The organism is Paenibacillus sp. J31R122, assembly GCF_056269185.1.
The window spans coordinates 69,650-88,270 of the sequence record NZ_JBWDNM010000014.1 but is presented as its reverse complement, the minus strand read 5'-3'; the positions used below and the strand labels follow the sequence as shown (position 1 = coordinate 88,270).

The following is an 18,621-nucleotide window of genomic DNA, read 5'->3' as shown; positions in this document are numbered from 1 at the left end:
TAAAAATGGATACCTACATAACAATAACAAAATATTTAATAAGAGAAATTTTTTATTGCAAAACGATAAATTCGGTGTTAAAGTCAAATTAAATTTGATAATAAGTGAGGGGCTTTTTATGGAACGAGGAACAACACTCTTTTTAAAGGTAGCTGTTATTCTAATTGGAATCCCAGTTCTTGCATTGTGCATATTTTTGGTGCCAGAGATAGCGAATTATGCAGCAGAATTGTATCCAGATCATACTTATTTGAAATATCTCGTTTTAATCGATTTGTATGCAACGGCGATACCTTTTTACTTTGCTCTGTATCAAGCTTTTAAACTTTTAAGCTATATTGACAAGAACAAAGCTTTCTCTGAATTATCTGTACAAGTATTAAAAAATATAAAATACTGTGCAATCGCAATCAGTGGCTTGTATGTGGTAGGCATGCCACTCTTCTATTTTATTGCGGAGAAAGACGATGCCCCAGGTATCATAGTAATCGGAATGGTCATAATTTTTGCCTCCATGGTGATTGCCGTTTTTGCTGCTGTTCTCCAAAAGCTTTTAAAAGTGGCTATTGATATAAAATCTGAAAATGATTTGACGGTCTGAGGTGAATAACATGGCGATTATAATCAATATTGATGTGATGTTGGCTAAAAGAAAAATGAGCGTAACAGAACTTTCGGAGAGGGTTGGAATAACAATGGCTAACCTTTCTATATTGAAAAATGGAAAGGCAAAAGCGATTAGATTATCAACTTTAGAGGCGATTTGTAAGGCTTTAGAATGTCAGCCTGGAGATATTTTAGAATATAAAAGCGACTAAGACACTCAAGGATTAAATGAATAATCGACCGTATTGAATGCTAACGGGGAACGATGGTTCCATAATACAAATCATGCTTGCTCAATTGCCGCAACTGCCAACAGACCATCTGCTTAAATTATTGAAAGTCTGATCGTCGCTTATTGAAGGAGGGTACTATGGACAAAGAGAAACTCATCCGTAAATTCGATAATCAATCCAAATTTACGAAATAAGAAGGAAGAAGCAGTCGGAATGGAAATGGCGGGAAAAATTGATCGGGAGTGCAAAGGGGAAGGTTCTTGAGGTAGCTGTTGGTGCTGGAGCGAATTTTTACTTTTACCCCAAAAATGTGGATGTGACTGCTGTCGATTTCAGCGGTGCTATGTTATCCAAGGCAAGAGAGTCCGCCACGGCTAGCAAAGTTCGCGCCACATTTATTCAATCCGATATTGAATCTATTTCGTTTCAGGAAGACTCATTTGATACCATCGTCTCGACATTATCTTTTTGCGGCTACGAATATCCTGTTAGAGTGTTGGAATCTTTTAGCAGGTGGTGCAAGCCGTGCGGTCAAATTTTGTTAATGGAGCATGGTCTCAGTTCAAACCGATTGATTGGCAGCACCCAAAAGATCATCGAGCCTGTATTCCTACGCGTTATCGGCTGCCATCTGGATCGTAATATGATCAATATTTTTCAGCAGTACCCGATTCATATACATCATATGGAACGCTACAAGTTTAATACCGTTCATTTGGTGTGGGCATCGCCAAACAAAGGAGAGGGTTAACTCGGAAATATTATCGTCAAAGGACTCGGATTCCTATTCTTTTCGGATTTATATCGACAAGTCACTGCGTAAACTTAGGAAACACCGTATACCGAATGGTACGTAAGGTGTTGTGGGAGGTCGGCTACCCAACTAATGGGTAGCCTCCTATCCGATTGCATGACGGCGGTCGGTCGTCCACATGCGGATGCCACTCCCACACCGAAAAATCTGCATGGTGAAGGGCACTCTCTGCTTGATGCGAAGCCCGGCCTCAAATGCTTGCGCATCGCCATAGGTGGACAAAATGCCGGCAAAATCATAGGCCGGATCTCCTCAGTTCCCCATATATCCCTTCCAATCCGGAGCCAATAAAGCTTTCACTTCCTCTAAAATGGTCGGTTCATCCTTTATGCCGAACCAATACAGTTTGAGTATGTTGCGTAAGGCATACAGTCGTTTGAGCGGTAACATCAGCTCCGAATGCAAGTGATACGTTGAGATGATCTCATGATGAAGATCAAAGCGGGAAGGTCGATGATTCCTGCACTCATCCCGCGCCGGATCAAAGGGAACCTGGAGTGCAGGCAAGCTGAGAGAAGTATGATGAACAAAGTCTTGCGCCTCCGGCGATGAAAGGAAACGCATCAACAGAAGCGCTGCCTCCTTCTCTTTAGAAGCCCGATTAATCGCCCATCCGGTCGTGAGCAGCAACGTTTGGTCGAACCTGCCCTGTGGAAGAGGGGCGATTTCAAAAGAAATATTTTCCTTGAGCAGTTCATTCAGTGAAAAATAAGTTGCCAAAAACATTGATGCCCGTCCTTCCCGGAAGATTTGCATGACTTCCTCTTCCGTTTCGGAAGCGAATACGGGTATGCCATTGCTTTTGAACAACAGGTCTCGCGAAAAACGGAAGCTGTCTATCAACAAGGGCAGATCCACTTCATAGCCGCCATCATCCTTACGCGTAAAATGAAGCCCGTTCTGCATTAAAAACACAAGCCATCGATTAATTGATAACAGATGATAAAAGAATCCAATGCGACTTCCACCCTTCGACAGCTTTCCTGCCGCGAAGCGCAAGTCATCCCAGGTCCACTCTCTGCAAGGCTCAGCCACACCCGCCTCACGGAAATGCTCCAGATTATAGCACAATACAACCGGAGAGTATAAGAAAGGCAAGGCGTACTGCGTGCCGTCCGCTTGGAAAGCTCCGTTCAACTTATCGTTTACTCCGGCTTGAGGAGCAACGGGCTCCAGCATATTCAGGCGGTCGGATTCCAGCATGTCGCAAAAATCAAAATGGTTCAACAAGACGATGTCTACTTGCCCATTGTCCAAAAAAGGAGCCATCCCGTCTGCAAAGGATGGAAACACACCTATGCGAACAAGCTGAATTTGAATATTGGGGTATTGCTTATGAAATAAAGCTAGGAGCCGTTCGAATTCTACATCCCGGATGAGTGAGTCCCGATAAGCAACCTTTACTATCGTATTCGAAGCCACGCGATTGCCTACGCGGGGCTGCTTCATGATCAGCGCTTCCTGCACCAATTGATCCAGTCCTTGACGAATCGACCGGTTGCTGAGGTCAAATTTCCTTGATAACGTTTCCTCAGACGGCAAAAAATCACCCGGAGTGTAAACTCCGCTCTCTATATCACTTTTAAGTGCTTCGACGAACTGCTGTACCTTAGCCTGGAATGTTCTTTGATCCGTTTTCTTCGCCATCTTGTTTTAACCTCTCGTCCATGTTCCCAAATTAATTCATTACCTCCTATTATATCGGTTCTCTGATGCCAATCCAACCGTCCATTTAATAGCTAACAATTGCCTCCTGGAGCAAAAAACACAGCACTGTAATAGTCGCTGTGTTGATAACGTGTATCTAGTGTACGATGATCGGTGCTTTGACGATGTTGCCATGCTAATAAAATGTATCACGAGAAAACGATGGTTACTGCGAAATATCGCAAGCATAACAGGAAAGGCGCGAGCCTCTGCTCGCGCCTGCTAATGTTGTGATCCGTCCAACGACCATACAATCCCGGCTGTTGCTTTTACAGCAATGCTGTATTTTTAAAAAAAGTATATAGTGGAAGTGGCTCTAAACCTACGGTAAATGCCAGCGTCAAAGATGGGGTAAGCGTTTATTCTTGATTGTCGTTATTATTTATTATTATTTTGATGTCCAGGCGGGGCGCTGCAGCCTTCCTTTGGCCCTTTACAGGCATTTACGGTTACCGTGTATACTGTTTTTTCCTGACTTCTGGGCGCAGCAACTTCGATAACCGTGATGGTTTCTCCGGCCTTGACATCGATTTCCCAAGGGGTTCCCGACTGATGTGCAACGCCATTAATGGTTACAGTTGCATCATTATCCTTCGTTTCGGGAATTAATGCAACCTTCTTAACCGAAGGCCAGACGTTCAATTGATAATTGTGAACAGTAGGATCGAATTCCGGGTGGAGCTGGCCGGTATCGGCAGAAAGTGCCTTCAAGAGCGAGCTGCCTGCAGGGATGACTTCGGCTGACAAATGTTCTACGGAAACATTGCCTGCATAATCGATGGCTGTTACCATGTATTGGCCTGGTGCGGCTGAATCGGCCGGAATGCTTAAGCTAACCGTACCATTTACGCCATCACGCTGCACCGTACCGATTTGTGTTACGTTGTTGCCGCCATAGAAAACCTGGAATTGCTTCATATCCGCATTAACTGGCCATTTCAATACAAGGCTCTTGTCATCCATCCATTCGTATTGTAGCGAAGCATCCGCACTGAACGAAGGGGCAATGTCGTCGTACATATACAAATTAGTTGAATTTTTAACCGTAAATATGCGGCCATATTCATCTTGGGCAAAGTAATTGCCGGTAGTAAGCGTCGTATACTCCCAGGTCACCGGATCCAATCTGAAAATATGACTCACCGATTCGCCGTACAAATAGCCGTTATGGAAATTCAAAGAACCGCCAGCCAGAACGATGTCATTCCATGCGAATGGATAAAGTGTCTTGGTCCGGACAACCTCCCGCTTTACAGGGTCAAATTGGAATAGTACGCCATTCGTCAAGCCCCACAACATGCCGTTCTCGTCGAAGGCAAGCGCAGTAATTGCCCGTTCCCCCTGCACCGGATTCATTTCAAACACCTTTTGTTTCGTTGCCATATCAAAGATGAATAGCGTGCCGTCTTGCTTGACAGGCTCAGCGGTAATGCCGCCCCAAACCGTCGTTCCGCCATACAGCAGACCGTCCTTGTAAACGAGTGCCATCGGGCTTTCATGTTCCACGGGAAAGAAAGTCTCAGACGTCTCGGCAGCCGGATCATACAGCGTTAAGGCGCCACCCAGTTTGCCTATGATGGGCACTGTTCCGATGGCAAGCTTATCGCCAGCCTCGGCGAATGCAAACGGTCGATCCTGAAGCGTGGAGCTTATCTCGATATTCAAGCGTCTCGGATTGACCGACATTTTCCAAGGTAAACCAGAATCGTATTCATAAACAGACGCATTTGGGTAAAGGCCGAAATACATCTTATCTCCGAAACTGCCCATACCCTCGACTTGGGCCATTCCGCTCAACGATTCCATCTTAAAAGTATTAATATTAAATCTTGTCATCGACTGCGGGGACAAATATCCGCCAACATAAATGTTTCCGTCTGGTCCGGTAGTGACGGAACGAAGTGTGTTCGCTGACCCGAGTGGGTCTCCCTCAATCCATCTTCCTTTCTTTGTTTGAAGATTGTAGGCCATGATTCTGCCTCTTGAGGTGATCGTGACGACGCTTTCTCCAGGCATATCAGGCAAGTTCAGATTATACCAGCCAAACCCTCTGCTACCGTTATTCTCCATACTAAAGCCGGTTGACGTCGTTTCCCGTGTCGTCACGTTGAACGCGGCCAACATGTTATTTTGTACGAAATAAACATTTCCGTCAGGTCCTGCAGGAGAGACATCCAATCCAGTTGTGTTCGGAATTTCTCCGATCCATTGCCCATCGTGGGCGTCGTAGACGAGTGTGACGTTGTTAAGCGGACTGCTGGCATCCTGATATGTCATTCGCGCAAACAGCAAACCGTTCGTAAAGTTTAAATCATACACCTCTTTATGATGGCGAAACGCTTCTGGCAACAGAATCGCCTTTTTAGCGCCTGTTTCGGGATCGAGCTCAAACAACTGGGCTTGGTTGGCGCCCGTTCCTGCGTATACTTTGCCATCGCCGTAGGCGATGCTTCTAACGTATTGTTCTCCTTCCGCGATTGTTCCAAAGTCGGTGAAAGCGTTTGTAGACGGGTCGTACCCGAACACTTTGCCATTCGGGTAAGTACCGCCGTAAATGCGTCCTTCATCGCCAGCAACGACTGTCCAAAGATGTGATTCGGAAGAAATCGCTTTTCCAAGGTTGTCTATCGTATTGGCACCTGGACGATAGCGGTAAAGAATGCCCTCCCTCTGTGTCGCAATGTACACGTCGCCGTTCGGGGCTGTTGTGCTGCCCCAAGAATAGCCAGCATCTTTTAGCTCGAATGAAGCGACCCTTTCGCCCGTTTCCGCCCTAAGCACAGAGAACATGGCCGGCGCGCCGTTGGCCGTCGTATAAATGTAGTTTTCTCCTGCAGGTCCTTTCCCAAAAGCTGCATGCGGGATCGTTACCGAAGTGATCGCTGTTCCGAGCGGGACCGATTTGTCGACAGGGGTTGGCTCATCCTCATTAACGCTAAGCAGAACTTTGTCGAAGTATGCTTTCGTTACAGGAGTCGTTCCCGAATAGAGTAGCACGGACACATATTCCGTACCCTCTGGAGCAACCTTGCTTGCTGTCAACGGGCGCCATGCATTGACGACGGATTCCCCCTTGGATATGGAATCAATCCGTGTTTTAGCGGCGTCTCCCTTATGAAATTGCAAGTAAATATTGGAGGTGCCTTCAAGCACATACGTGTTCACTGTTGCCGTAAAAGACTTTCCGGCTTCTGCCGGCAAATAAACACTAAGCATACCGTAGTTTTTATCATCCGGATCTTCTAAATAGAGACTCTTCTCGCCTATGTAGCTCTTGTCGCTGGTAACCATAAATCCGCCTTTTCCAATCGTTTGCTTCCAGCCGGGAATATTACCCCCCGCATCAAGAGGCTCCTCAAAGCTGGGATTGACCAGATCAAGCTTAACATTAACCCCTGTCGCAGACACCTTTTTCGATCCTAACGTTCCGCTGGGCATGAGACCCAGCATCATTACAAAACAGATAAAGAGAGCAATTGCCTTCAAAGATAGTTGTTTCTGCTTGAAGAGAGTATAAAATGGACTTCCCACTTCAATCAAACTCCTTCCTCTAATGTAAATGTAGTTTAAATACAAGATGAATATAGCGCTTACATTCAGGGTATGTCAATAAGCGTAAAGAACTATTCCGGCCATTTAAAATAGTGCTTTGTATTTAAAGATGTAACTTACATTTGACGAGGGAAAGTTCATAGTGATCGATTAAAGTTAACTGGGTAGAGCGGGGAGAGCGGGGAGAGCGGGGAGAGCAGGCGGAGCGGATGGAAAGGGTGTAGTAGGTGCAGTAGATAGAGCATATACAATAGTCAGAGTGGGTAAGTTGGAATGGTGGAAGAGTGTCGATCTTTCCAGGAAAACCTCTTGAGAAGGCCATCGTTTCCGATGATCAGTAACTTGTTAACTTCATATTCTAAGGTAGAAATATGCAACTTTCTATCTCTTATTGCAGTCTATTTGTTGAAAAGAAAGGAGTATTTAGGTGAGGAGAAAGCTTTTTAGTTATATTGGGGCTATAGTAATGCTTGGTATTTTAATTGGTGGTGTTCTGTATTCTCAAAATTTAATGCATCCAAAACAGTCAGAAGTTCAACGTTATTATACGAAAGGGATAGTGCAATCATTATCTCAAGCTAACATTACTGTTGATGATGTGAAAATAACGTATACGCTTGAAATCACCAATGTTGAATCTGATGAAGGGCCTAGTGTTATAGCCCTGAACAATCAAACAGAGGTTTACACAATTATTAATAATAAAAAACAATCAGTTCCGATAGATAAACTCAAGGAAAATCAGAATGTGGAAATATGGTATGAGTTTGCAAGTGATCATGTAGTAAGAGCTGGGCAGGTTAATGTATTACCATAAATAATTGTTGTTCGAATGTGGTTGAAAAAACGAGGACACCTATTTTTATTTAAGGTGTCCTCGTTTTTTTATCTACATATTTAAATAAACACTTTTGTCAGGAAATGTCCTCGGACATCTGTACTATTATGGGAATTACTTAATACAGCTCAATTAACTTTGTGCCAAGTATTGATACAGTCAATCTTGAAGAAATAAATGTAAAACCATTCCATGTTAAAATGTTTTCTACATATCCTAATGTATCGGCATTTGATGTACCAATGATACGCTGTAAAGCCAACAAATCATAGCTCAAATTTTTCTGATTTGTAACGATTGGATATAAAGCCCCCAAAGCAAGAACCTCACCTTTGATTGGCTTTTTCAATTTTCCATTGTCATCGTAATATTGGGATAAATATTCCAAGCCTTTGTTGCTTATGTCTATTGTGAAAAGTACGTCAAGTTGTGGACTGCTCACACTCACCTTATAAAAATCTTCATAATGTACATTGAATTTATACTCATCATTATATTGATTAAAATCGAACATTTCACGTACAATGTTATTCTTAAATGAGTAGATATAGAAAATACCATATCCTCCACTTCCGCCTGTATCGATGCTAACTAGTATGTCACTAATATGATCCTTGTCAAAATCACCGAGGAACAGTCTGGCGTTGTATCCAGCATTGAATTCAAGATTAACCGTGGTACGCTGTTTAGAAAGTCCATCTTCGATAACAAGTGTAATATTGTCAGCGAAGTTTCCAGATGGTCCTTCGGGTTTATTGCCGTATAAATATACGATATCTACAATTCCGTCTCCGTTTACATCCCCTTGCTTCATGTCCAATATAAATATGTTTCTGGAAAAGTCAATCGTTTGGTTCATTAGAAATCCCAAATTTGGGTTTTGATAAGGATATTGCATAATATTTCTCCCCTTTAAACCTTGAATCGATCCCATAAAACATCCAGAATCACCCATTCCATCGATAACCCGCAACTTCTCCATACTCAACCCGCGTTGGAGGTGGGGGTAGTTGCATATATGCCATTTGGCTTCACTCCGTATAAAGGGGTATTGATTGTGCTGTTGTATTATTATTTCCAAGCGCTCAGTCTTTCTTGGGTATAATACGTGGGTGAATAACTAAATGACTGTGCAGATGCCTAATCTGGTATTGCCGGGCGGTAATTTCTTCAATGGGTTGATTTTATCTAGCTTGCGATTTAAACTTCATAATAGAGCGTCCTCCTGGATGATGGGATTTTTAGGGCTATGACCCGTTGCGTACTTCCATCGTACCGAGGCGCTCGTTTTTTTTGCAAAGCAGAAAATTAACGCTCTACAGGAATGCTAACGGGGAACAATAGTTCAACAACAACTCAAAGGCTGCCGACGGACAGATATCGGCGGTCTTCATTGTGATAACAGGCAGAAGAACTTAATATCCTGAATTTGATAACTTATCCGCCAAGTGCTTAAATTTTGGCGGTTTTTTAAATTTTTAGTAATATGCTATGTGAATAAAAACTTTGTAACGAATCTGAATATTAAGGTACTTATATATGGGAAGGGGGTTAGTGTTTGAAGGAATTTAAAGAACTGTATGGACGTTATTCAAAGGACCTGTTTAATTATTTGCTTTATTTAACAAATGATAATTCCTTAGCAGAGGAATTAGTTCAAGAAACCTTTTATCAGGCTTTTAAATCCATTCATCGATTTCAGGGTAAGTCCAAAGTCAAAACTTGGTTATACCAAATTGCAAAACATGTTTATTATAATCAGCTCAGAAAGAACACTTCTTCTTATAAAGTCGAACATTTTCGTGAGGAAGTCGGTCGTATGAATAATTTTGATACGCCTGAATTAATGTTTGAGAAGAAAGAAGAGGTAAAACTTTTGCATTCAGCAATCATGGAACTTCAAGAACCTTACAAACAAGTGATAATTCTTCGAGCTTTTAACGAATTAAGTTTCCAGGAAATTGGCGAAATCTTAGCTGAAAGCGAAAATTGGGCGAGAGTTACTTTTCACAGAGGTAAACAGAAGCTTCAAACCATCTTAAAAAAAGGGGGAATCTAAATGACAATAAAATGCGAAGTGATTCAAGACTTACTACCATCATATCTTGACAAACTGACAAGTGAAGGCAGCAATCAATTGGTAGAGGTGCACTTAAATAAATGTGATACTTGCAGAGCGGTTTATAACGAAATGAAGAAGGAATTACCGCAAATGGACGAAAAAGATAAGGAACTTTCTGACAAGAACGAAATCCAGCTTATGAAACGAATAAAAAGTAAAATCATTACGGTTATTACTACCATCGTAGTCATTTTTTCAATATTAGGCTTTGTTGTCGGTGTGTATGGCAATGTTTTATTCCAAGAAGGGGACCCCGTTCCTTTGATAACATCTATTGCAAAATTGGAATTTACCGATGCAGATTTTGTTCTGTACGCCCAGGGACCCGACCAATATGTCTCGGAGTTTGAATTTGGTTCTGATAGATACAAAGTGGTCAAAGATTTTATGCAGGAAAAAGGATGGGCTTTCAAAGAGCAAATGGGTTCAGGTCTTATTTTTGAAAAAGATGGAGATAAAATAGTTATTGAGACAAGGAAATACACCCGTAATTACTTCGTGTGGAGCATACCTGAAATTGAGACGAAAATGAACTAACGGAGAACTTTAGTTGAATAATGAACATTGATGAGCAGGCACTACGGTAGCCTGCTTTTTTCATTGAAGTAACGGGCAGGATAACGAAACTTTCCAACCACTGGAAGCGTTTTAATCAAGGGATGTAGCTTGGAAACAACTCATTTATAACGTCGTGTAGGAAGAATAAATGATATTTAGAGATGGAGGAATAGTCATGGAGACGAAGGAGGAAAATTTTTCAAATGATAGCATCATGGAGTCAATAAAAAGTTTAACAGAGAAAGATGCAAAGACTTTCTTGAACCTTATATATGCACTTTTGAAAGATAACAGGATTCCGAGTGAACAATTGATTTCAAATTTATTATCCATTTATGAGAAACAAATACCAAGAGTGGTTAAAGCAAGACATAATAATAATTAATCATCAAGCTTCTATAGGACGCTGTGCAGAAAGATATCTGAATTTGAACAACGGCTAAATGATGTGAGTAGATAATATTGTTACGCTAACGGAGAACGATAATTGAATAATACAAATTGATGAGTAGGTTCTAAGGTAGCCTGCTCTTTTTATTAAGTGCGTGCTTCTGGGCACGCGATTAATAAAAAAACGACCAACAACTATTAGTTGTCGGTCGTTTGGATTCAAATACGATCATGAATAAACAGCGGAGTGACAAACGCTCTGCAATATTCCTCTGCAGTCTGCTGGGAGGAATACCCGAGATCTTGTAGATGCAACAGTAGCATGGGCGAGAAGGAGGTGGCAATTATTAGAGAGGCGAGCTTAGGATCAAGGTCAATTAATTCCCCGCGTCCAGCCGCTTCCTCCATCAGTTCTTTCATCTTACTCACAAGATAAATGAAAGGCGCCGCTTCGTAAATATTTTCCTTCGCCTCCTCCAACCGCTCTGAGTGGGTAACGGCCTTTAGCCACTCCATATCCTCATAAATGAGGTCAGACATTTTGGCGATTAGCACGGAGAATCGCTCCAAAACCGGCTGCTCCTTCGCGTCAAGCAAGTATTCCTCTATATCATCCATGAACAGGTCTAACTTATTTTTCATGATCGCAAAGCATAGCTTGCTCTTATTGGCATATCTTGCTTCAATTCCCTAGAACAGCCAAATGGCCGCACTCATCAGAATCAGACCGGGGATGACTAGTGCTCTCGGTCCGAATTTGTCAAATAACAAACCGGAGATCGGCGCCATAATACCATTTAATATACTGCCCGGCATCATGACTAAACCCACACTGAGTGCAGTAAGCATCATTACATTTTGCAAAAATAACGTGAGCATAATCATCGTGGAGAACATAGCCATCATCAACACGAGCATCAGCACCGTAACGAGTGAAAACATCGGATAACGGAAAACGCGTAAATCCAGCATCGGTTCCTTCACTGCAAGCTGACGCCATACAAAAAGGATCAAACTTATTCCGCCTACAAGGAGGCACCATACGACCTTGGGATCCGACCAGCTGCTCGCACCCGCGCTGCTAAAGCCATAAACGATACCTCCAAAGCCGATGGAGGAAAGAAGGATGGAGATAATGTCGACCTTCGGTCTAGTTAGTTCACTTACATTGTTCAAATAAATCGCTGAATAATAGCAAAGTCAAAAAAGTCCAAAAAAAGGGTAAGATTTTTACTATATTAAAGGTCTGCGTGTATCCTATATTAAAAGTGCTAGTCGGCGAATATCCCCGTAATGGGAAGCGCTCTCGTCATATAAGTGGGAGGACGATAATAGATGATCGCAAGCTTTACTATAGAGTGGAAGAATGGACCGAGTCTGGGAAGTGTAAACGTTACTGAAGGCGATGTCATAAAAGGGACTATCGTTAGAGGAGAAGGGAAATTCAGCGAGGAAGGGTTTTCTACAGCTGGAGGGTCGGCCAGTTTAGATATTATGGTTGAGTTTGCGGATATAGAAAAATCGGCAGCCGCGCTTGTGATGATAGACACGGCAGAGAACCCGTTTAGTTTCTTTCTACGCGATGTGAGTGTGCAGTATCCCATCTACATCCCCGCCTATGAAGTGGTGATAACTCACTCTGAGGATGCTCGAAGTTATGAGCAGATTGAGCAGGAGATTTCGGCATTAAATCTTCGAACCGATTTGCAGCAAATCGAGATAGACCCCGAAGAAAACTACTTGAACACTGCGAGTCATACTCGCGAGATCGCATCCCAGACATGGCTTGGTTTATCTCGTGATATACGTATATTCGGAGTTGGTTTCCGTGGAGTTGGCGGGGAGGAGCGTCTGTGGGATTGGGTGCAACCGAGATTTCACGGTTATGAAGTGACGCTTCCTGAGAACGATGACAAACCGGTCTGTTACCGTTATATGCTGGGAAGAGGAATTGGCTGCGTGGAGGGAGTGACCCGAAGGCTTGAAGAAGGGACATTACCTATATTGCATGCGGCGATTACGGATAATGATGTCGTTTATAACACAATTTCCTTCGTCTCGTACGAGAGCAGTCATTTAAATGCTCAAACTCTAAGTGGTACCCATTATTTGGCGGCTGATGGATACGGGCATGGACATATGTTTACTGAAACGCATCAGAATCAAAGGGATCGATTACTTCAGCAGGAGATGAGCCACGAAGAAGAGACGGTGCTCTACTTTAGGGCCATTGCCACGAACCATGCAAAGGTGCCGAGGTATGCCTGGTTTAAGAATGTCATTCCAAATGCTTTTGTGCTGAATAACGATCAGAATTACACCTTTGATGCTGGACGCGGTTATGTTCAATTTTCAGAAGATCGTGTTTGTTGTGTTTCCAAGCTAAACGGGAACCCGCTTACAGCAGAAGAAACAGCAATCTTAATTCCTCCAGGTGAAACAGCCACTTTTGAGTTTTTTTTGCCGCATCGTCCAATTTCCCAGAAGCGTGCTGATGGGCTTATCTGTCAATCATTCACCGCAAGACTGGAAGAGTGCCGCGATTTCTGGCAGCACAAGCTGTCCAAAGCAGCGGCGATCAAGCTTCCTGAGAAGCGTATAGAGGAAATGATCAAAGCCGGACTGCTTCATCTGGACCTCGTCACCTATGGATTGGAGCCAGCTGGTACAGTTGTTCCAACAATTGGAGTCTATACAGCGATCGGTTCGGAAAGTGCTCCGATTATTCAATTCATGGATTCCATGGGATGGAGTGATTTAGCAGAAAGATCGTTACAATTTTTCCTCGATAAGCAGCATGACGATGGATTTATCCAGAATTTTGGTGGTTATATGCTGGAAACGGGTGCTGCATTGTGGAGCATTGGAGAGCATTACCGGTACACAAAGAACGATGAATGGTTGAGCCAGATTAAGGGGAATTTGTTGAAAGCGTTCGAGTATCTCGTAGAGTGGCGTAACCGAAACAAGACAGATGAGCTTCGAGGTAAAGGATATGGCATGCTGGAGGGCAAGACGGCAGACCCAGAGGATCCGTTCCATTCTTTCATGTTGAATGGCTATGCTTACCTTGGAATGAGCAGACTTGCGGAAATTCTAGCTTTAAGTGATCCTATACGTGCCGGACAAATCCGTGTAGAAGCTGAGTCGTTGAAGGAAGATATTCGCCAAGGCTTGTTCGCGTCTATGTCCCAATCCCCCGTCGTGCCGCTCGCTGACGGTAGTTGGGTACCTACAGTTCCACCATGGGTCGAGCACCGAGGACCGCTTTCTCTGTATGAAAAGGCGGGGAAATGGTTCACGCACGGCTCGGCGGTCGCCCGTGATTCGTTGCTTGGCCCACTTTACTTAGTTCTTCAGGAGGTTGTTCAACCTGACGAAGCTGCAGCAGAGTTTATTCTAAGTTATCACAATGAATTGATGTGCACGAACAATGTCGCATTTAGCCAACCCTATTATAGTATTCATCCCTGGGTTCATCTCAAGCGGGGAGAGATCAAGCCTTTCCTTAAGGCGTATTATAATAGTTTTGCTGCATTGGCAGATCGGGAGACTTACACTTTCTGGGAGCATTTCTGGTACGCAAGCCCGCACAAAACCCATGAGGAAGCCTGGTTCCTCATGCAAACCCGTTGGATGCTGTATATGGAAGAGGGAAGTACGCTGAAGCTGCTTCCAGGAATCCCGCGAAAATGGATGGAGAATGGAAACGTCATCGAACTTAATGATGTTGCGACTTATTTCGGATCTGTAACCTTACAAGTTGAATCGCGACTGGAGCAAGGCATCGTTGTGGCAAAGGTGACCTGTAAATCAGATAGAAGACCAGATTCGTTAACCATCAGATTGCCCCATCCAGAAGGATTAAATCCCGCAAAAGTCACGGGGGGCATCTATTCCGTTTCGCAGGAATCAGTCCGAATTGATTGTTTCACCGGATACGCGGAAATAACTTTGAGTTTCTAAATGTCCGTTGTCCAAAAGGTTATGCTATAATCCTCCTAGTAACAACATACACCCTTCAACTAGTGTACGCTCAATTGTTAATATGACGTTTCTTATCATTATAAACGGACAGGTCCAGCGTCCCGATAAGAGCGTCTTTTCTTCTTTCCTGCGAACAACAACTTCCATGAGAGGGGCTATATTTGGTATCGATGAAAACAATTCATAGCCCTGTAAAAGGCATGCAAAGACTCTTCTTTGGTTTGAGAAAAAAATTTATACTACTTACTTCCCTCGTTGGCGTAGTGTTTATAACGGTGCTGAGCGCATTGTTGTCGCAATTTATGGAGAAATACACGATGGACAATATCAATCAGTACGTAATGAGCCTTAATGTACAAATAAGCAACAGCATCGATTTGTATGTTAACGATATGCAGAAGGTGCTGATGATTCTCTCAGGGGATATGAATCTTCCTATCATAGCAGACAATAAATTCATAGGAACGTATGAAGGCTATCAGGCATACAACAAATTTTATGATAATATACGATCGCTGATTTTCTTCAAAGGCTACAGGTCATTGGCGGTTGTTTTATATGATCGGCAAGAAATTTTAACGACAGATTTAACCGATGGTCAGGACTTCAAATACTTTCGTCAAAAATTAAATAATAACAATTACAAAGAAATTACCGATTCCGAGGATTCGATTATCCTTCTGCCGGAATTTTCACTGCTGCCCGATAAAGATAACAATGTCCTATTCTCTCAAGCGATTAAGCTGTGGGGCAATTTTCCCGGAGAGAAAGACTTCATGGTACTTAGTGCAGATAAAAATCTTTTTAAGAGTTTCCTAGCAGGTGTCAATAACAAAGCATTTGATGATATCTTGATCACTACCGCAGCTGGTCAAGTCATCTTCAGTCTGAATTCCGATGTATCGGCATATGCAGAGTTCAAAGAGAAAGATTTAAGCAGCTTATCCGCATTCGAAACCCTCCAATTTAACGGGAGTAGTTATTATGCAACGATTAACAACTCCGCTTCAACAGACTGGTACGTCATTTCTTTGATTAACAAGAATAAGATTGACAAGCAAATATACGACTCCAAAATCACAATTATGTTTATAGGAATCATCGTAATCCTCGTTCTTATCATCGCGGTAAATTTGTTCGTTACGAGAAGTACTAGGGATTTAAAAAGGCTATCCAAAATGATGAAAAATATAGAGAAAGAAAATTTTAGAGGGAGGAGTGAGATTAATCGGAATGATGAAATCGGTGACTTAAGCCGCAGCTTTAATTCAATGGTCAAAAATGTTCTGGAAAATCAGGTGCTGAGAAAAGAAGCGGAAATTAAAAGCTTGCAGGATCAGATCAACCCACACTTTCTGTATAATACGCTTGACAACATTAGCTCTCTTGCTATTAAGCAGGATTATAACACGATCATTCAAACGGTAGAGAAGCTGGCCGATTTTTATCGTTACAATATGAATGTTGAAAGCAATAATCTTGTAAAAATTGAGACGGAAATTCAGCATGTGAAAAACTATCTTGAAATCATTACTCTTCGATACGGCACTAGATTGAAGGTCAATTATGACATTGATGAAGCCGTGTTGGAATGTAAAACGATCAGATTTATGCTGCAGCCCGTTGTTGAGAATTGTGTGAAACATGCATTTAATGAAATGTATCTTAATTGTGTAATCGACATTAAGGTCTATTCTGGCGAGGATGCAGTTTTCCTCGAAGTGTCGGACAATGGAGCGGGTATTGACGAAAGCCTCTTGAGCAAAATCATGAGCTGTATTAATGGAGGAAGACAGTCGCTGGATCACGGAGGCAACGGGGGCGTAGGGCTTAGAAATGTGAATCTGCGGTTTAAGCTCGTGTTTGGAGACGCATATGGAATAGTAATAAAGAGTACGCGGGGCAAAGGGACGAGAGTTATCATTACCAGCCAAATCCTGAAATGAGGTGCACTCATGATTAAAGTGTTGGTCGTAGATGATGAAGAGCTAATTGTGGATAAAATCGTATATTTGTTAAAAAAGAGTACCATAAAGTTCGAGTCCATATTGTGTGCGGGCAACGGCCAAGAGGCGCTTAATTTGATCGCAGCCGGAGATATTCCGGATATTATCTTGTCCGATGTCAGAATGCCAATCATTAATGGTTTGGAATTAATTGAGAAGGTAAGAAGCTTGCACCCGGAGGTCCGATTTATTGTAGTAAGCGGATATGCCGAGTTCGAGTATGCTGTGAAAGCTATGCAGTATGGTGTAACCAATTATGTACTTAAGCCTGTCAAGGAACATGAGCTTATTGATGTTGTTGAGCAAATGCGGGATGAGATTGTAAAAGTTAAGTTGGAGAAGGAAACGATAAAACAGACGGAGTCGATAAAAGAAGAGAATAAGCGGATGGTAGTTGATAAGATGCTGTATCACATGCTTAACCATCTTCAGGTTGATAACAGCTTGAGACAAAGTCTGGAAAAGAATACCGGTATTCTGAGTCATAAGGCTTATATTGTTTCTGCGATTAAGCTCCATCCTGCTCAGCAGCAAGTCAAACGAGATATCTATACCGAATTGCAACACCACTTTGGCATGAAATCAGATTACATCTGGTTGATGGAAGACATTTTTGGTAGAGACACCTTGATTCTTATATTCGGTGGTAAAGATAGTGATGATATCGTCGTAACGGCGGAAAGGGAAACGAAAATACTTCACAAGCTGCTTTGCGAGGAGTATCATGTGGCAGCTACTGTTGGAATCAGCAATATATCCTGTGATTTGAGAACGGCTTATCAAAACAGTATCATTGCATTGAAAAACCGGTTCTTGTTTGGTATGGGGAAAATCTTCATTTATAGTACGAATATATTTCATAAGGACAGAGCCTCACAATCCTTTCTATTTAAAGTGAAGATTACAGAACAAAGTCTGGAACATAAAAGCATGTTGAAGGTCAAAAGTATCCTTCGTCAATTTGCGGAGGAAATTTTTATCGATCAAATTATCGATTATCTTGGCGAGACATCCATCGATTATCTCTTCAACGAATATATGAATATCATCATCCGCTTCTGTCTGAAGAACAATGTTGATTTTTTGGAGAAAATCGAACCGGATGTTATATCGGGGAAAACTCTGGACGGTCTAGATGATAACTTAGCTATTATGAACATAATCGAGACAACGATTGAACGTATATTCAATCATCCTTTCCATGAGAATGTCGACCGGAGTAATTCGACGCTTCACTATTCGGTAGTAGACAATATCATCCACTACATTAACGGGAATATCCATGAAGAAATTACACTTCAGACGATATCTGAGAAGTTTACTATTAACCCTTCGTATTTATCGAGGGTGTTTAAAGCTGCTACTGAACAAGGGTTCGTTAAGTATGTAACCAGCCTTAAGATCGCAAAGGCACAGGAGCTTCTTAAGGAAGGGAGTATGGACATTGCGGATATTGCTCACGGATTGGGTTTTTCCGATCAGCAATATTTCAACCGGGTGTTCAAGAAGTCGACGGGAATGACTCCAAATGAAGCTCGTTTTAAGAGTAAAAAAAGTCCAAAAATTATGTAAGATTTTTACTATATTAATCATACTCCTTTAACGTAAAGTAAGAGTATAAGCAATGCATGATGACTAGTAAACGAACGGTGGTGAAGAGAGAGCTAGACTCACGAAATCTCAGGGACAAAAGAAACTATTGATGTCAACATAAAAGAAAGCGCTTACATTAAGTGTCCACTATTACTTGAAGCAGGTGATCAACATAAATAAACTATATCGTCAACGATGGCTAATAGCATTTGCAT

At 42.3% G+C, this 18,621-nt stretch carries 15 protein-coding genes; 10 read left to right on the top strand and 5 right to left on the bottom strand.

Translation table 11 applies throughout. The annotated features are described in order from the left end of the window. Window positions 1-118: 118 nt before the first annotated feature. The 3 genes from AC0YN7_RS21910 (at window position 119) to AC0YN7_RS21900 (ending at window position 1,590) form a co-directional block, all read left to right on the top strand. The gene (locus AC0YN7_RS21910) at window positions 119-601 is read left to right on the top strand and encodes a DUF2975 domain-containing protein (protein ID WP_475812277.1); all 483 of its coding nucleotides are present in this window, start codon (window positions 119-121) and stop codon (window positions 599-601) included. A 10-nt stretch (window positions 602-611) separates the two neighbouring features. Then, window positions 612-818: a helix-turn-helix domain-containing protein gene (locus AC0YN7_RS21905; protein WP_204820728.1), complete on the top strand. Its 207-nt coding sequence runs from the start codon at window positions 612-614 to the stop codon at window positions 816-818. Window positions 819-1,071: 253 nt separating this feature from the next. After that, window positions 1,072-1,590 (top strand): class I SAM-dependent methyltransferase, encoded by a 519-nt coding sequence (locus AC0YN7_RS21900; RefSeq protein WP_475812161.1) that lies wholly within the window; start codon window positions 1,072-1,074, stop codon window positions 1,588-1,590. A 315-nt stretch (window positions 1,591-1,905) separates the two neighbouring features. On the opposite strand, the gene AC0YN7_RS21895 is transcribed toward AC0YN7_RS21900, so the two are convergent. Together AC0YN7_RS21895 and AC0YN7_RS21890 are read right to left on the bottom strand one after the other, a co-directional pair. Further along, the gene (locus tag AC0YN7_RS21895) at window positions 1,906-3,300 is read right to left on the bottom strand and encodes an extracellular solute-binding protein (RefSeq protein WP_475812160.1); all 1,395 of its coding nucleotides are present in this window, start codon (window positions 3,298-3,300) and stop codon (window positions 1,906-1,908) included. Window positions 3,301-3,738: 438 nt separating this feature from the next. Continuing rightward, window positions 3,739-6,891, bottom strand: coding sequence for a cadherin-like beta sandwich domain-containing protein (locus AC0YN7_RS21890; protein ID WP_475812159.1), 3,153 nt, complete (start codon window positions 6,889-6,891; stop codon window positions 3,739-3,741). Between the two features lie 448 nt (window positions 6,892-7,339). Here AC0YN7_RS21890 and AC0YN7_RS21885 point away from each other — a divergent pair, with 448 nt between their 5' ends. Then, window positions 7,340-7,729, top strand: coding sequence for a hypothetical protein (locus tag AC0YN7_RS21885; protein WP_475812158.1), 390 nt, complete (start codon window positions 7,340-7,342; stop codon window positions 7,727-7,729). Between the two features lie 139 nt (window positions 7,730-7,868). Here the strand turns inward: AC0YN7_RS21885 and AC0YN7_RS21880 are convergent, their stop codons facing one another. Continuing rightward, window positions 7,869-8,732, bottom strand: coding sequence for a VCBS repeat-containing protein (locus AC0YN7_RS21880; protein WP_475812157.1), 864 nt, complete (start codon window positions 8,730-8,732; stop codon window positions 7,869-7,871). 576 nt (window positions 8,733-9,308) lie between these two features. Between AC0YN7_RS21880 and AC0YN7_RS21875 the strand changes: the two genes are divergently transcribed. From AC0YN7_RS21875 to AC0YN7_RS21865, 3 genes are all read left to right on the top strand, one after another. Then, window positions 9,309-9,809 (top strand): RNA polymerase sigma factor, encoded by a 501-nt coding sequence (locus tag AC0YN7_RS21875; protein WP_475812156.1) that lies wholly within the window; start codon window positions 9,309-9,311, stop codon window positions 9,807-9,809. Continuing rightward, window positions 9,810-10,409 carry a zf-HC2 domain-containing protein gene (locus AC0YN7_RS21870; RefSeq protein WP_475812155.1) on the top strand — a complete coding sequence of 200 codons (600 nt, stop codon included), beginning with the start codon at window positions 9,810-9,812 and terminating at the stop codon, window positions 10,407-10,409. It abuts the gene before it with no gap. A 196-nt stretch (window positions 10,410-10,605) separates the two neighbouring features. Further along, on the top strand, window positions 10,606-10,815 hold the full coding sequence (locus AC0YN7_RS21865; RefSeq protein ID WP_475812154.1) for a hypothetical protein: 210 nt from the start codon (window positions 10,606-10,608) through the stop codon (window positions 10,813-10,815). 224 nt (window positions 10,816-11,039) lie between these two features. Here AC0YN7_RS21865 and AC0YN7_RS21860 read toward each other — a convergent pair whose 3' ends face one another. Then, entirely contained in the window at window positions 11,040-11,462 is a 423-nt protein-coding gene (locus tag AC0YN7_RS21860) for a hypothetical protein (protein WP_475812153.1), read from the bottom strand. A gap of 48 nt (window positions 11,463-11,510) precedes the next feature. Then, window positions 11,511-11,996, bottom strand: a complete 486-nt coding sequence (locus tag AC0YN7_RS21855) for a hypothetical protein (RefSeq protein WP_475812152.1) — start codon at window positions 11,994-11,996, stop codon at window positions 11,511-11,513. Between the two features lie 159 nt (window positions 11,997-12,155). Between AC0YN7_RS21855 and AC0YN7_RS21850 the strand changes: the two genes are divergently transcribed. The 3 genes from AC0YN7_RS21850 to AC0YN7_RS21840 all read left to right on the top strand — a co-directional run bounded on the left by AC0YN7_RS21850 (window position 12,156) and on the right by AC0YN7_RS21840 (window position 18,385). Then, window positions 12,156-14,786, top strand: a complete 2,631-nt coding sequence (locus tag AC0YN7_RS21850) for a glucosidase family protein (RefSeq protein ID WP_475812151.1) — start codon at window positions 12,156-12,158, stop codon at window positions 14,784-14,786. A 191-nt stretch (window positions 14,787-14,977) separates the two neighbouring features. Then, window positions 14,978-16,753 carry a sensor histidine kinase gene (locus AC0YN7_RS21845; RefSeq protein WP_475812150.1) on the top strand — a complete coding sequence of 592 codons (1,776 nt, stop codon included), beginning with the start codon at window positions 14,978-14,980 and terminating at the stop codon, window positions 16,751-16,753. A gap of 9 nt (window positions 16,754-16,762) precedes the next feature. Next, window positions 16,763-18,385, top strand: a complete 1,623-nt coding sequence (locus tag AC0YN7_RS21840; RefSeq protein ID WP_475812149.1) for a response regulator transcription factor — start codon at window positions 16,763-16,765, stop codon at window positions 18,383-18,385. Window positions 18,386-18,621: the final 236 nt, after the last annotated feature.

Bases quoted from the DNA above. Each gene is read 5' to 3' on its own strand.
- AC0YN7_RS21910 (WP_475812277.1), top strand. From the start codon at position 119: ATGGAACGAGGAACAACACTCTTTTTAAAGGTAGCTGTTATTCTAATT.
- AC0YN7_RS21905 (WP_204820728.1), top strand. From the start codon at position 612: ATGGCGATTATAATCAATATTGATGTGATGTTGGCTAAAAGAAAAATG.
- AC0YN7_RS21895 (WP_475812160.1), bottom strand. From the start codon at position 3,300: ATGGCGAAGAAAACGGATCAAAGAACATTCCAGGCTAAGGTACAGCAG.
- AC0YN7_RS21880 (WP_475812157.1), bottom strand. From the start codon at position 8,732: ATGGAGAAGTTGCGGGTTATCGATGGAATGGGTGATTCTGGATGTTTT.
- AC0YN7_RS21870 (WP_475812155.1), top strand. From the start codon at position 9,810: ATGACAATAAAATGCGAAGTGATTCAAGACTTACTACCATCATATCTT.
- AC0YN7_RS21865 (WP_475812154.1), top strand. From the start codon at position 10,606: ATGGAGACGAAGGAGGAAAATTTTTCAAATGATAGCATCATGGAGTCA.
- AC0YN7_RS21860 (WP_475812153.1), bottom strand. From the start codon at position 11,462: ATGAAAAATAAGTTAGACCTGTTCATGGATGATATAGAGGAATACTTG.
- AC0YN7_RS21850 (WP_475812151.1), top strand. From the start codon at position 12,156: ATGATCGCAAGCTTTACTATAGAGTGGAAGAATGGACCGAGTCTGGGA.
- AC0YN7_RS21845 (WP_475812150.1), top strand. From the start codon at position 14,978: ATGAAAACAATTCATAGCCCTGTAAAAGGCATGCAAAGACTCTTCTTT.
- AC0YN7_RS21840 (WP_475812149.1), top strand. From the start codon at position 16,763: ATGATTAAAGTGTTGGTCGTAGATGATGAAGAGCTAATTGTGGATAAA.